This window comes from Sphingomonas sp. 28-62-20 (assembly GCF_002281505.1).
Genome location: NZ_NCGH01000010.1, coordinates 1 through 12,620, shown reverse-complemented (window position 1 = coordinate 12,620; position 12,620 = coordinate 1). Strand labels below are relative to the sequence as shown.

Here is a 12,620-nt window from a genome sequence, read left to right as displayed (position 1 = left end):
GTCAGACCTTCAACACATCGCGCCGCCGCAGCGGGCGCGCAAAAAGTTCGGCAAGATCGCCAGCCTGGTCGAAGCCGTGGATCGGCGAAAAGACGAGTTCGATCGCCCATTTCGTCGTCAGTCCTTCGGCTTCGAGCGGGTTGGCGAGGCCAAGGCCGCAAACGGTGATGTCTGGCTTTGCGGCGCGGACGCGGTCGAGCTGCTTATCGACGTCTTGGCCTTCACTGATCACGGTTGCGGACGGCAGCAGCGCCAGATCCTGGGCCAGATGGCGGCGGTGGAGATAGGGTGTGCCAACTTCGATCGGCACCATGCCCAGTTCCTGGCTCAGGAAGCGCGCCAGCGGCACTTCAAGCTGCGAGTCGGGCATGAAGAAGATGCTCTTGCCTTCGAGCTTCGCGCGGCAATGTTCGATCGCGCGTTTGGCGCGCTCGCGACCGGGGGCGATCACCCGGTGGAATTCCATTTCATCGACGCCGAAGGCGACGGCGGCAGCGTGCAACCAGCTCGTCGTGCCTTCGGCGCCGAAGGGGAACATGGCATCGAGTCGCACCGCGCCGCGATCTTCGAGCGCGCGGGCGGTTTCACCCAGGAACGGTTGGGCAAGCAGATAGCGCGTATTGGGGCCGACGGGCGGCAGATGAACGGACTGGCGCGCGGGCAGCGAGCGCACCGTCTTGATCCCCAATTCCTTGAAGATACGCAGAAACTGGTCTTCGACAACATCGGGCAGCGCGCCGACGATCATCAATTCCTGCGGTGCATCGGCGGGCAGGGTGGGGAGTTCAGGGACCAGCGCGGCGAGGCAGGCGTCTTCGCCTTCGGTAAAAGTCGTTTCGATGCCGCTGCCCGAATAATTCAGGATGCGGACATTCGGCGCATGTTTGCCCTGCAGGCGCTGCGCGGCGCGCGACAGATCAAGCTTGATCACTTCCGACGGGCAGGAGCCAACCAGAAACAGCATCTTGATATCCGGCCGGCGCGTCAGCAACCGATCAACGACTCGGTCGAGCTCTTCGTTGCAGTCAGCCATGCCGGCGAGATCACGCTCTTCGATTATCGCTGTACCAAAACGGGGTTCAGCGAAAACCATCACGCCTGCCGCCGATTGCAGCAGATGCGCGCAGGTGCGGCTGCCGACGACAAGGAAGAACGCATCCTGCACCTTGCGGTGGAGCCAGATGATTCCGGTTAGCCCGCAGAAAACCTCGCGCTGGCCCCGTTCACGCAACACCGGCGCGCAATCCAGACCATTGGCAAGACCATTGGCCGATGCGGCGGGGCGCGGTGGGGTCAGCACAACGGTCATGCGGCCAATTTCTGCTGTGTGGGCAGCGAATCGGATGATGGCGCGGTCGATTGGGCAGCGTCATGAGTCGCCGCCTGCGCCTCTGCCTGCGATTGTAGTCTTGCTGCGCGCAGTTTCAGAATGAACTGGGTCGCGTTGACCACGTAAGTTGCATAGGCAGCAAGCGCGAGGATCATCCGATCCCGTTCGCTGCCCAGGCCCCCGATCAACATCACCAGATAGGCAGTGTGCAATGCAAGCACCAGGAAGCTGAACACATCTTCCCAGAAAAAGGCGTCTGCGAACAGCCACTTATCATAAACCACCTTTTCCCAAATCGAGCCAGTGATCATGATCGTGTAGAGCGCCATCGTCTTCACCACGATCGAGATAGTCGCGGCAAAGGCCCCGTCGCCGGTCTGCAAATACCGCACCACCAGCACCAGGCTGATGAGGAAGATAAGGAATTGAACGGGGGCAAGGATGCCCTGAATCAGCGTCCAGACAGATTGATCACGGCGAATGCGCTGTTCAGGCGTATAAAGTGGCATGGGCGCCATGGGGTGCAGCGACCGCCGAAAATTCTCGAACTGATGGTCGTACTGGGGGGTGTTCACCCGCATCGCTCCCCGGCGTTTGTCATCTGCCTCATTGGGGAGAGACTAAGGCAGCCCCCGTCAAAGTGTCAACACAAACTGACGTCCAAAAATTTTGACAGATGCTGCGCTGCGGCGTAGCTAGGCTGTTGTCAGACATCCCGAAACGGCATAGCTTATGATTCGCTGGGCTAAGAATAATCATAATGCCCCGCGTGCAAATCTGTCGTTTGCGCTCGATTTGGCGGGGAGCATTGGGGAATGGCTTCATTACTGGAATTTGGGGCCCAGCTTGCCTCAGTCTATCGCAAAAAATCCCCGATGCGAGACCCCAGTGCGCAGCCCGTTCAGCCGCCAAAACACGCCACGATCATGCACGATGGCGCTTCCCTTTCCAAGCTTGTCGAACGCGAAATCATCCCCCGACTGGTGGCGTCATATCCAGTGACAAGCACGCAGGCGACGCTGGGTGATTCTGACCAAATTACGGCCGAAGAAGTCGATGGCTTTGCCCCATTGTCGCTCCATGTCGAAGCTGATGCGTTGCTGGAATATGTTGAAGCGATCCTCCGTCGCGGCGTTGGCATTGATTCCATTCTTGTCGATCTGCTCGCCCCGGCGGCGCGGCGGCTCGGCGAATATTGGGAAGATGATCGCTGCGATTTCGTCGATGTCACGATGGGGCTGTGGCGGCTGCAGGAAATCGTCCATGAACTCGGTGCCCGGTTGCCGGTCGAACGCCAAGCGGGGCCAGGCCGTCGGGCTTTGTTCGCGTCCTTGGTTGGGGATCAACACAGCTTCGGCACGGTCGTGATCGAAGAGCTTTTCTGTCGTGAGGGCTGGCTGACGGACCGGATGGCTGAGGCGTCCACCCCTGATCTGCTTGAGCGTGTGGCCTGTGAGTGGTTTGACCTGATCGGATTGACGATCACATGTGACTGCCATATTGCGTCATTGCCTTCGATTATTGCTGCGTTGCGAAACGTGTCAAGAAACCCTCGTCTGTGCGTGATGGTTGGTGGCCGGATTTTCGCTGAAGATCCGGCACTCGCTATCCGGCTTGGTGCCAATGGTACGGCACCGGATGCGAAAGTTGCGGTCAAGGTCGCTGCTGAGCTGGTCGACGCGCTGATGACCGAGGCGGCGAACTAATAGTTTTTTCTACCCTTTCATGAGCGCAAGGAGTGCGGCGGCTCGTCGATGAACAAGCATCTCGCCCCTCCCAGGCCGCGCCCCTTTTCGCTACCCGATCAGATACCGGGCGCGCTGCCCGCCAACGTCGCTGCCGCCTTGCTCGGCTCCGTGGGCGATGTTGCCTTTGTGATTGATTCTGCCGGCATCGTCCTGGACGTGGCGATTGCCGAAACCGATCTATTGAACGCGGGCCTGGCCGATTGGGTCGGCAAGCCCTGGGCCGACAGTGTCACGACCGATAGCAAGACCAAGGTCTCCGATATGCTTGTCGCCGCGGCGGCGGGCGAGCCCGGTCGTTGGCGGCAGATCAACCATGCCTGCCCCGAAGGCGATCTGCCCGTGCGCTATATGATCGTCGGCCTGGGACGGGGTGGGCAGGTGATCGCGATCGGCCGTGACATGCGCGCCGCTGCAACGATGCAGCAGCGATTGTTGCAGACCCAGCAATCGCTTGAGCGTGATTATGTGCGGTTGCGTCAGGCGGAGACGCGCTATCGCTTGTTGTTTGATATGGCAGCCGAGCCCGTGCTGATCGTTGATGCGACGACCCGGCGGATCCGCGAAGCCAATCCGGCGGCGCATCGTTTGTTCGGCAGCAAGGAAGGCGCGCTAAGCGATCAGCTGGTCAGCGGACTGGTCGATCCCACAGACCGCGAAGCATTTGTCGCGCATCTTGGCGCGGCAGAAGCGGCCGATGACATCGCCCCGGTCGCGCTGCGGCTGAAAAATCAGGCGATCGACGCGAGTTTTTCCGCACGGTTGTTCCGTCAGGCGCGGACCGCTGTGCTGCTCGTTCGGATTACGGCCATCGATGCGCCGACCGAGGGGCATCAGCATGATGGCCAGCTTGTCGATGTAATCGAGCGGATGCCCGATGCCTTTGTACTGGTCGATCGCAATCTGGGCGTGATGACGGCCAATGCCGCTTTTGTCGAACTCACCGAAATGGCGTCGATGGATCGGCTGCGCGGCCTGAAGCTTGGCGATTGGCTTGGTCGGCCGGGGATCGACCTTGACCTGATCGTCGGCCAGCTGCGCGAGCATGGCGCGGTGCGTAATGTCGCGGCGGTGTTCCGGGGCGCAGCGGGCAACCAGGAAGAGGTGGAGGTGTCGGCAGTTGCGGCGCCGCTTGGCGATAGCGAATGCTATGGCTTTGCGATCCGCAATGTCGGTCGCCGCCTGCCTGAAACGCCAGCCAGTAACCAGCAATTGCCCCGCTCGGTTGAACAATTGACCGAATTGGTCGGGCGCATGTCGCTGAAGGATATCGTGCGTGAATCGACCGATCTGATCGAGCGGCTCTGTATTGAGGCGGCGCTCGCCTATACGTCTGACAATCGGGCGTCGGCGGCGGAAATTCTGGGGGTTAGCCGTCAGAGTCTGTATTCCAAATTGCACCGGCACGGGCTGGGCAATCTGGTCTCTGACAACAACTGAAAATCCCCTGCTAACCGGGCGACAAAAGTGACAATTTGGTTTGACACTCTGTAGTGTCAATCATAGCTTGCCGCGATGTCCACCCCTGCCATATTGAGTGCCAAGACTCGGCCACCGGCCCCCCGCGATGTGCTCGAACTGCTCAAGCCGATCACGTGGTTTCCGCCAATGTGGGCATTTATGTGCGGCTGCATTTCCTCCGGGGAATCGCTGGCTGATCGCTGGCCCTTCGTCATCATCGGTATTTTGCTGACTGGCCCGCTGGTGTGCGGCAACAGCCAGGCGATCAACGATTGGTTCGATCGGCATGTCGATGCGATCAACCAGCCCGAACGCCCGATCCCGTCGGGCAGGATCGCTGGCCAATGGGGTCTATGGATCGCGATTGGCGGCACGATATTGTCACTCGCGGTGTCGTTGGCGGCGGGCCAATGGGTATTCTACGCAACCTGCCTCGGCGTCGCCTGTGCCTGGGCCTATAGCGCGCCGCCGATGCGGCTGAAGATGAGCGGGATCTGGGGGCCGGGGGTCGTCGGGCTGACCTATGAAGGGCTGACCTGGTTTACCGGCGCGGCGGTGATGGCCGGCACCTTGCCGAGCACGCAAATCCTGATCGTGCTGACGCTGTATAGTCTGGGCGCGCACGGCATCATGACGCTTAACGATTTCAAGGCGGTGGAGGGCGATCGCAAGATGGGGGTCCGCTCCCTGCCGGCGATGCTGGGTGTTGATCGCGCGGCGCAGATTGCGTGCGTTGTCATGGCGCTGCCGCAGGCGGTGGTCGTGGTGTTGCTGATGCAATGGGGGCATGGCCTGGCCGCACTGATCGTCAGCGTATTGCTGCTTGCGCAGCTCTCGCTGATGCCGCGGCTGCTCTATGACCCGCTCAAATATACCCCCTGGTATAACGCGACCGGCACCAGCCTGTATGTGTTTGGGATGCTTGCAACCGCCTTTGGGCTTGGGGGAGCGGTGGGTTTATGAGCGCGAAGTTGCTGGGATGGCCGGGCATCATCCGGCTAGGGCTGGTGCAGAGTGCCATTGGCGCCATGGTGATGCTGGTGACCTCGCTGCTCAACCGCGTGATGGTGGTCGAATATGCCCTGCCAGCGGCGCTGCCGGCTGGCCTCGTCGCCTGGCATTATGCCGTGCAATTGTCCCGCCCGGCCTGGGGGCATGGTTCCGATCAGGGGCGGCGGCGGACGCCGTGGATCCTTTTTGGCATGGCCTTGCTCGCGCTTGGCGCATTGGTAGCGGTCGATTCGCTGCCAGCGATCGCGGCGGGCGGCGTTTTTGGTTATGTTTTGGCGATCATTGGTTTCAGCATGATCGGCGCTGGTGTTGGTGCGGCGGGTACGTCGCTGCTTGCCCTGCTGGCCAGCCAGGTCGCCCCGGCGCGGCGCGCGGCGGCGGCATCGATTACCTGGATTATGATGGTGTTCGGCATTGTTGTGACGGCCAATGTCGCTGGCGCGCTGATCGATCCCTTTTCCCTGCCGCGTCTGGCAATGGTGGCCAGCGGGGTCGCGCTGGCGGCGTTTGTCCTATCGTGGTTGGCGCTGCTCGGGATCGAGCAGCCCCGCGCGGCAATGCCCGCTGAAGAGAGCAGCGATGCGCCGGCGATCAGTTTCGGGGCGGCGCTGCGAGAGATGTTGGCGGAAACCGATGCCCGCCAGTTCACGATCTTCGTTTTCCTCTCGATGCTCGCTTATTCGATGCAGGACATGATCCTGGAGCCGTTTGCCGGCCTGTTGTTCAATTTCACGCCCGGCCAATCGACACAGCTTTCCGGCACGCAGCATAGTGGCGTGCTGTTCGGCATGATTCTGGTCGGCGTGCTGGGCAGCGCCTTTGGCGGCGGCACCCCGGCAAGCCTGCGACGCTGGATCATTGGTGGTTGTTTGGGGTCAGCATTGGCCTTGCTCGGGCTGGCAATGGCGGCGCAGGTCGGCGCCAGCTGGCCGCTCAAGGCAAACATCATGCTGCTCGGCTTTGCCAATGGCGTGTTCGCGGTGGCCGCGATTGGCGCCATGATGGGGCTTGCTGGTGCCCGGGGCCCGGCGCGTGCTGGTATTCGCATGGGCGTATGGGGGGCGGCGCAGGCCGTTGCCTTTGGTTCTGGCGGGTTGATTGGCGCGGTCGGTGTTGATCTTGGCCGTGCGTTGACGGGCGATACGCCGAATGCCTTCCTTGTCGTGTTTGCAAGCGAGGCGGGATTATTTGTGATTGCGGCGTGGCTGGCATTGGGTGTCACCCGCACGCGCACGCCAATCGATATTTCCATGCAGCAGGAGGCGATCGCATGAACAACCGATCATCCGTCGATTTCGATGTCGTTGTGGTGGGCGGAGGTCCGTCGGGATCGGTGGCCGCCACTGACCTGGCCCGTGCCGGGCGACATGTCTTGCTGCTCGATCGAGCGGGCCGGATCAAACCCTGTGGCGGCGCAATTCCGCCCCGGTTGATCAAGGATTTCGAGATTCCTGACCATCTGCTGGTCGCCAAGGCCACATCGGCCCGGATGATCGCGCCATCAGCCAAGCAGGTTGATATGCCGGTTGGCGACGGCTTTGTCGGCATGGTCGATCGCGACGTGTTTGACGAATGGCTGCGCGCGCGTGCTGCACTGACGGGTGCCGAACGCCGGACCGGCAATTTCGAGCGGGTCGATCGCGACCCGGATGGCTGCGCGGTGATTGTCTATACTGAGCGCCGTGGTGGTGAGGAACAGCGGGTCCGCACTCGCAGCGTGATTGGCGCAGACGGCGCACGTTCTGCCGTGGCCCGGCAGGAATTGCGCGGTGCCGAGCGTGTACCATGCGTTTTTGCCTATCATGAGATTGTGAAATCCCCGCCTGCCAGCAGCGAGTTCGATCCGTCGCGCTGCGACGTAATCTATCAGGGAAAATTCTCGCCTGATTTCTATGCCTGGGTATTTCCGCATGGCGAAACGTCGAGCATCGGCGTTGGCAGCGCACATAAGGGCTATGAACTGCGCGATGCGATCACCCGGTTGCGGGCGGATAACGGCATGGCGGACTGCGAGACGATCCGCCGCGAAGGGGCGCCGATCCCGCTCAAGCCGCTCAAGCGCTGGGACAATGGCCGCGACGTGCTGGTCGCCGGCGACGCCGCCGGGGTGGTGGCACCGGCTTCTGGCGAGGGGATTTATTACGCCATGGCCGCCGGTCGTTTCGCGGCGGAAGCGATTGAGGCTTATCTCGACACCGGCAAGGCGTCGGCCCTGAAACAGGCGCGCAAGAAGTTCATGCGTGCGCATGGCAAGGTGTTCCTGGTGCTGGGGATCATGCAGCATTTCTGGTACCGCAACGACAAGCGCCGCGAGCGTTTCGTCAAAATTTGCGAGGACAAGGATGTGCAGGAGCTGACCTGGCAGGCCTATATGAACAAGGAACTCGTTCGCAAAAAGCCAATGGCCCATTTCAAGATATTCATGAAGGATATGGGGCATTTGTTGGGATCGACGGCGTGAAACGATGAGCCGCGCCTGGGTATTCCCGGTCCTCACTGCCGCCCTGGCGACGGGCATTGTCGCGGTAATGGGATCGACGATCACGGTGACCGGGCCGTGGTATGATCAGCTTATCCAGCCGCGTTGGGCGCCGCCCGATCGTGCCTATGCGATTGCCTGGACGATCATCTACGCAATCAATGTTGTCGCGCTCGTTACTGGTTGGCATGCGATGCGGACCCGACGTGAGGCGGAAACCTTCATCGCGCTGTGGGCGACCAATGGCTTTCTCAACATCTTGTGGAGCTTGTTGTTCTTTCGGCTGCAACGCCCCGATTGGTCAGTCATCGAGGTGATCTTTCTGTGGCTCTCGGTCGGGTCGCTGATCGTCTATGGCTGGCGGCGATCGATGACGGCGTCAATCGTGCTGGTCCCCTATTTGTTGTGGGTGACCTTTGCGGGCTACCTCAACATGGCGGTGGTCCGGCTGAACGGCCCATTTCCTTGACCGAAGGCGCAATGGCGGCGTTGTTTGCCAATGGGCTTGCTGCAGATATCATTTTGGTCGTGATCGCCGGTGAAGCGATTTGGTTGCGCTTGCTACGACGTTGGGTGTTGCTCGCAATTCTGTGTCGGCTCATGCCCGGCATTTTGATGATGGTGGCGTTACGGGCCGCGCTGACGGGCCAGAGCTGGCAATGGATCGCGCTTCCACTGACATTGTCCTTCCCGTTTCATCTCGCCGATCTTCACTTTGGGCCTGGACGACGGGCAAAAAAATAGGCGGGCCCGTTAGCAGGCCCGCCTATAATCGTTGGTAGGCGTTTTACTTTTGCGCCGAGAGATAAGCGATCACATCCGCGCGTTTCTGCGCATCGGGCAGGCCGGGATAGGTCATCTTGGTGCCAGGCACGATCCGCTGCGGCTTTTCCAGATATTGGAACAGCTTTTCAGGCGACCAGGTGATGCCGCTATTCTTGTTCGCCGTTGAATAGGTATAGTTGGCAATAGTGCCCGCGGTGCGGCCAACGACGGCGTGCAGCGACGGCCCGATCTTGTTCACGCCCGCTTCAACCGCATGGCAAATCTTGCAGGCAGCAAAGGTTGCTTCGCCCTTCGCGGCATCGCCGGTGAAGGACGCGAACTTGGTGCCGTCCACGGTATCAACATTGTCGACCGCCGGTGCAGCGGCAGCGGCCGGAGCGGGGGCAGCGGCTGGGGCTGCTTCGGGTGCGGCGGTCGTTGCTTCAGCGGCTGGTGCTTCGGCTGTTTCGGTGGTTGGCTTGGACGAGCATGCCGCCAGCGCCAACGCGGAGATGGCAACGCCAAGGGCGATTTTGCCAGCGCGATTCATAGAGTTCGAGTCCATCAATTCCTGCTCCTGTATCGAGTGCCGGGATGGCCCGGCCAGCCCGACAGTCCGCGAATCAAGGTCGCTTATGCCAAGGGGTGATTACACGGAAAATCATACGTGTAACATTGCCATTGTGTGACTTTTGACGAAGGGCAAGGCCAACCGGGACCAAATCCCGTATCAATCGTTGTGCCCGAATGAAAAAAATTTGGTTCATCAGCAATGCGAGCTCAGGATCAGCCAGTCCGGATAAAGTGGCGGCGCTGGTCGAGCTGTTTGCGGGCAAGGGCTGGCATCTGATCGGGCACAGCCATTTCCCTCATGATATGCTGCCCGATGCTGCAACGCTGGATGCCGCTGGGGTTGATACCGTCATTCTGTATGCCGGTGACGGCACGATCAACGCGGCGATTGGGGCGCTGCGGGGCTGGAACGGTGCCTTTTTGATGCTGCCTGGCGGCACGATGAACTTGCTGGTCAAGGCGCTGCACGGCGATGGCGATCCGGCGGCGATTGTCGCTGCAAGCATGACGCAGAGCATATTGGTGGCGCTGCCCTTCGTCGCGGGCGGCGAATATCGGGCCTATGTCGCGCTGATCGTCGGGCCTGCGACAAGTTGGTTCCGCGCGCGCGAGCAGGTCCGCGCCGGGAGAATTGGCGGGCTGGGGCGGGCGATCGGCCATGCCTGGGCGCGCACCTTTGGGCGCGGCATACGGCTCGGCGGGGCGTATGGGCTGCCAGCAGGCGCGCAGGCTGTGCTGATTTCGCCCAAGGGCGCGCAATTGCGGCTGGCGGCAGTTGATGCGCGCGACTGGCGTTCGATTGCGGTGCTCGGCTGGGACTGGCTAACCGGCGACTGGCTGGCCGCCGCCGCCGTGACGGAGAGTGTTGCACCGACGGTCTCGATTGAGGGGGACAGACCCGTGCAGGCACTGTTTGACGGTGAGCCACAGCTGCTGTCACCAGGCGTGCAGATCAGCGCTGGCCAAACGCGGGCGCAGTTCATCTGCACCAAAATGCCCGCATGATCAGGCTGTTTCATGTCAGTGACATTCACTTCGGCGCTGAAGACAGCGCGGCGCTGGCCTGGTTTGCCGATTGCGTGCACCGCGAGCAGCCCGATGCGGTCATCGTCACCGGCGACGTGACGATGCGCGCCCGCGCCCGCGAATTTGCGGCCGCCGGGGCGTGGTTGAGCGGGCTAGGCTGCCCGGTGACGGTTGAGGTCGGCAATCACGATTTGCCCTATTTCAACCCCCTTGCCCGTGCCTTTCGGCCCTATGCGCGCCATGATCGGCTGGCGCGGATGATTGATAGGCCGCTGGCCATTGCTGGCATCCATATTGTGCCGCTGCGGACGACAGCGCGTTTCCAGTGGCGGCTGAATTGGTCAAAGGGGAGGGTTAGCCAAGAGCAGCTATCGCGCGCGCTGGCCCGGATCGAAAGCGCGCCTGCAGGGGCGACGATATTGGTTGTCGCCCACCATCCGCTGATGGAGATGGGGACCCAGGGCACGGCGCGCACGCGGGGTGGCGCAGCGGCGCTGACGGCGCTGGCAACGGCGGGCGCGCAGGCGGTGCTAACGGGCCATGTCCATGATGCTTTCGATGTCGCTTATCCCGTATTGCACCGGACTGTGCGGCTGATCGGGGCGGGGACATTGTCTGAGCGCGTTCGCGATAGCCGGCCCTCTTTCAACGCCCTAAGGATCGACTCCGGTCAGTTGGATGTCAGCGTGCGGGAGATGGCGTAGCGGGCAATCGTCGTGCAGCGGATGGTTCAGCGCAACCAGCGGCGCATCTGCGGGAAGCGCGCCGCACCGGTCGATGCCGCCACCTGCGCATTGGCGGCCATGCCGAACCATTCGAGCATCGGCACCCCGAAATACTGACCGTTGCCGAAATTCTCGGCAATGCTGCTGCCGCCGCCGCGATAGCCATCATCGTGGAAGACAATCGCCGGATCGATATCAATCGCGCGGAGCGCCGCATAGGACCAGGCGATCGCCGCCATTTCCTCCGCCGGATCGCCCGACACCTGTTCGAGCGTCGGGCGGATCGCCGGGTCAGTCACGGCAATATGGCCCGCTTCATGGAGCAGGTCGCCGGGGTGCGTCAGCCGGTCGGGATCATAAACAATACCACCGTCGCGCACGGTGAGCCCGGGCATGAAGCTGTCCTCAGCGACGGGCCCGATGCGCACGGCGATGCCAATGCTTTCGATAAAGCCGATCAGGCGCTGAGTTAGAGAATCGTTCACGGCAATGACGTTAGTCGATTGCGGCGCAACGAAAAAGGGCGGCCCGGCTTCCGGACCGCCCTTTCGCGTAACGAAGGTCTTGAAAAATTACCGCTTCGAGAACTGGAAGCTGCGGCGGGCCTTGGCCTTGCCGTACTTCTTGCGCTCGACCGTGCGGCTGTCGCGGGTCAGGAAGCCTGCTGCCTTTACCGGCGCGCGCAGGATCGGCTCATACTTGGTCAGCGCCTGGCTGATGCCATGCTTGACCGCGCCGGCCTGGCCCGAAAGGCCGCCGCCCTTGACCGTGCAGATCACGTCATATTGGCCGGTCCGCTCGGCAACGCCGAAGGGCTGGTTGATGACGAGACGCAGCGTCGGACGGGCGAAATAGACTTCCTGGTCGCGACCGTTGATAACGATCTTGCCCGAACCCGGCTTGATCCAGACGCGCGCGACCGCATCCTTGCGGCGACCGGTCGCATAAGCGCGGCCCTGCTTGTCGATGATCTGCTCGCGCAGTGGCATCGGCTCTGGCTTGGGGCCGGAATTGTTGACGGGCAGGGCATCGCCCATGGCGGCGTCGCGTGGCGCCTGCGGCGCACCGCCGGCAAGCGAACCCAGATCGGAAAGCGACTGACGATTATCGGACATTAGTTGCCCACCTTATTCTTGCGGTTCATGCTCGCGATGTCGAGAACCTGCGGGTTCTGGGCTTCGTGCGGATGATTGGGGCCAGCGAAAACGCGCAGGTTGCGCATCTGGTCACGACCCAGCGGGCCGCGCGGGATCATGCGTTCGATCGCCTTTTCCAGCACGCGCTCCGGAAAGCGGCCTTCGAGCACCTTGCCCGCTGCCACGCCCTTGATGCCGCCGGCATAGCCGGTGTGCTTGTAATAGATCTTGTCCTTAAGCTTCTTGCCGGTGAACCGGATCTTGTCCGCGTTGATGACGATGACATTGTCACCGCAATCGACATGCGGGGTGAAGCTCGGCTTGTGCTTGCCGCGCAGGACATTGGCGATGATCGTCGCCGCGCGACCG

At 61.8% G+C, this 12,620-nt stretch carries 15 protein-coding genes; 9 read left to right on the top strand and 6 right to left on the bottom strand.

Going from position 1 to position 12,620, the window contains the following annotated elements; all coding sequences use genetic code 11:
• Position 1: 1 nt before the first annotated feature.
• Positions 2–1,309, bottom strand: coding sequence for a ferredoxin:protochlorophyllide reductase (ATP-dependent) subunit N (locus tag B7Y43_RS09510; RefSeq protein WP_374131406.1), 1,308 nt, complete (start codon positions 1,307–1,309; stop codon positions 2–4).
• Positions 1,306–1,848 (bottom strand): 2-vinyl bacteriochlorophyllide hydratase, encoded by a 543-nt coding sequence (gene bchF / locus B7Y43_RS09505; RefSeq protein WP_374131564.1) that lies wholly within the window; start codon positions 1,846–1,848, stop codon positions 1,306–1,308. The genes B7Y43_RS09510 and bchF overlap by 4 nt, the downstream gene beginning before the upstream one ends.
• Positions 1,849–2,205: 357 nt before the next feature.
• Here bchF and B7Y43_RS09500 point away from each other — a divergent pair, with 357 nt between their 5' ends.
• The 7 genes from B7Y43_RS09500 (at position 2,206) to B7Y43_RS09470 (ending at position 8,770) form a co-directional block, all read left to right on the top strand.
• Entirely contained in the window at positions 2,206–3,036 is an 831-nt protein-coding gene (locus B7Y43_RS09500) for a B12-binding domain-containing protein (protein ID WP_374131405.1), read from the top strand.
• 48 nt (positions 3,037–3,084) lie between these two features.
• Positions 3,085–4,515 (top strand): transcriptional regulator PpsR, encoded by a 1,431-nt coding sequence (gene ppsR, locus B7Y43_RS09495; protein WP_374131404.1) that lies wholly within the window; start codon positions 3,085–3,087, stop codon positions 4,513–4,515.
• 75 nt (positions 4,516–4,590) lie between these two features.
• On the top strand, positions 4,591–5,499 hold the full coding sequence (gene chlG, locus B7Y43_RS09490) for a chlorophyll synthase ChlG (RefSeq protein ID WP_374131403.1): 909 nt from the start codon (positions 4,591–4,593) through the stop codon (positions 5,497–5,499).
• Complete coding sequence (locus B7Y43_RS09485) at positions 5,496–6,821, top strand: BCD family MFS transporter (protein WP_374131402.1); 1,326 nt, start codon at positions 5,496–5,498, stop codon at positions 6,819–6,821. The genes chlG and B7Y43_RS09485 overlap by 4 nt, the downstream gene beginning before the upstream one ends.
• The gene (locus B7Y43_RS09480) at positions 6,818–8,008 is read left to right on the top strand and encodes a geranylgeranyl diphosphate reductase (protein ID WP_374131401.1); all 1,191 of its coding nucleotides are present in this window, start codon (positions 6,818–6,820) and stop codon (positions 8,006–8,008) included. Before B7Y43_RS09485 ends, B7Y43_RS09480 begins: the two co-directional genes overlap by 4 nt.
• Positions 8,009–8,012: 4 nt before the next feature.
• Positions 8,013–8,495, top strand: coding sequence for a TspO/MBR family protein (locus B7Y43_RS09475; protein ID WP_374131400.1), 483 nt, complete (start codon positions 8,013–8,015; stop codon positions 8,493–8,495).
• Positions 8,492–8,770, top strand: a complete 279-nt coding sequence (locus B7Y43_RS09470) for a hypothetical protein (RefSeq protein WP_374131399.1) — start codon at positions 8,492–8,494, stop codon at positions 8,768–8,770. Before B7Y43_RS09475 ends, B7Y43_RS09470 begins: the two co-directional genes overlap by 4 nt.
• 43 nt (positions 8,771–8,813) lie before the next feature.
• On the opposite strand, the gene B7Y43_RS09465 is transcribed toward B7Y43_RS09470, so the two are convergent.
• Positions 8,814–9,356: a cytochrome c family protein gene (locus tag B7Y43_RS09465; protein WP_374131398.1), complete on the bottom strand. Its 543-nt coding sequence runs from the start codon at positions 9,354–9,356 to the stop codon at positions 8,814–8,816.
• A gap of 182 nt (positions 9,357–9,538) precedes the next feature.
• On the opposite strand from B7Y43_RS09465, the gene B7Y43_RS09460 reads away from it, so the two are divergent.
• Positions 9,539–10,369: a diacylglycerol kinase family protein gene (locus tag B7Y43_RS09460; protein ID WP_374131397.1), complete on the top strand. Its 831-nt coding sequence runs from the start codon at positions 9,539–9,541 to the stop codon at positions 10,367–10,369.
• Positions 10,366–11,094 (top strand): metallophosphoesterase, encoded by a 729-nt coding sequence (locus tag B7Y43_RS09455; protein WP_374131396.1) that lies wholly within the window; start codon positions 10,366–10,368, stop codon positions 11,092–11,094. The genes B7Y43_RS09460 and B7Y43_RS09455 overlap by 4 nt, the downstream gene beginning before the upstream one ends.
• A 26-nt stretch (positions 11,095–11,120) precedes the next feature.
• Here the strand turns inward: B7Y43_RS09455 and B7Y43_RS09450 are convergent, their stop codons facing one another.
• The 3 genes from B7Y43_RS09450 to rplM all read right to left on the bottom strand — a co-directional run.
• Positions 11,121–11,600 (bottom strand): hypothetical protein, encoded by a 480-nt coding sequence (locus B7Y43_RS09450; protein WP_374131395.1) that lies wholly within the window; start codon positions 11,598–11,600, stop codon positions 11,121–11,123.
• An 87-nt stretch (positions 11,601–11,687) separates the two neighbouring features.
• Complete coding sequence (gene rpsI, locus B7Y43_RS09445) at positions 11,688–12,230, bottom strand: 30S ribosomal protein S9 (RefSeq protein ID WP_374131394.1); 543 nt, start codon at positions 12,228–12,230, stop codon at positions 11,688–11,690.
• Positions 12,230–12,620 (bottom strand): 50S ribosomal protein L13 (gene rplM, locus B7Y43_RS09440; protein WP_374131393.1); only part of this gene is annotated, 391 nt, incomplete at its 5' end. The genes rplM and rpsI, both read right to left, overlap by 1 nt.

Bases quoted from the DNA above. Each gene is read 5' to 3' on its own strand.
- B7Y43_RS09510 (WP_374131406.1), bottom strand. From the start codon at position 1,309: ATGACCGTTGTGCTGACCCCACCGCGCCCCGCCGCATCGGCCAATGGT.
- bchF (WP_374131564.1), bottom strand. From the start codon at position 1,848: ATGGCGCCCATGCCACTTTATACGCCTGAACAGCGCATTCGCCGTGAT.
- B7Y43_RS09500 (WP_374131405.1), top strand. From the start codon at position 2,206: ATGCGAGACCCCAGTGCGCAGCCCGTTCAGCCGCCAAAACACGCCACG.
- ppsR (WP_374131404.1), top strand. From the start codon at position 3,085: ATGAACAAGCATCTCGCCCCTCCCAGGCCGCGCCCCTTTTCGCTACCC.
- chlG (WP_374131403.1), top strand. From the start codon at position 4,591: ATGTCCACCCCTGCCATATTGAGTGCCAAGACTCGGCCACCGGCCCCC.
- B7Y43_RS09485 (WP_374131402.1), top strand. From the start codon at position 5,496: ATGAGCGCGAAGTTGCTGGGATGGCCGGGCATCATCCGGCTAGGGCTG.
- B7Y43_RS09480 (WP_374131401.1), top strand. From the start codon at position 6,818: ATGAACAACCGATCATCCGTCGATTTCGATGTCGTTGTGGTGGGCGGA.
- B7Y43_RS09475 (WP_374131400.1), top strand. From the start codon at position 8,013: ATGAGCCGCGCCTGGGTATTCCCGGTCCTCACTGCCGCCCTGGCGACG.
- B7Y43_RS09465 (WP_374131398.1), bottom strand. From the start codon at position 9,356: ATGGACTCGAACTCTATGAATCGCGCTGGCAAAATCGCCCTTGGCGTT.
- B7Y43_RS09460 (WP_374131397.1), top strand. From the start codon at position 9,539: ATGAAAAAAATTTGGTTCATCAGCAATGCGAGCTCAGGATCAGCCAGT.
- B7Y43_RS09455 (WP_374131396.1), top strand. From the start codon at position 10,366: ATGATCAGGCTGTTTCATGTCAGTGACATTCACTTCGGCGCTGAAGAC.
- rpsI (WP_374131394.1), bottom strand. From the start codon at position 12,230: ATGTCCGATAATCGTCAGTCGCTTTCCGATCTGGGTTCGCTTGCCGGC.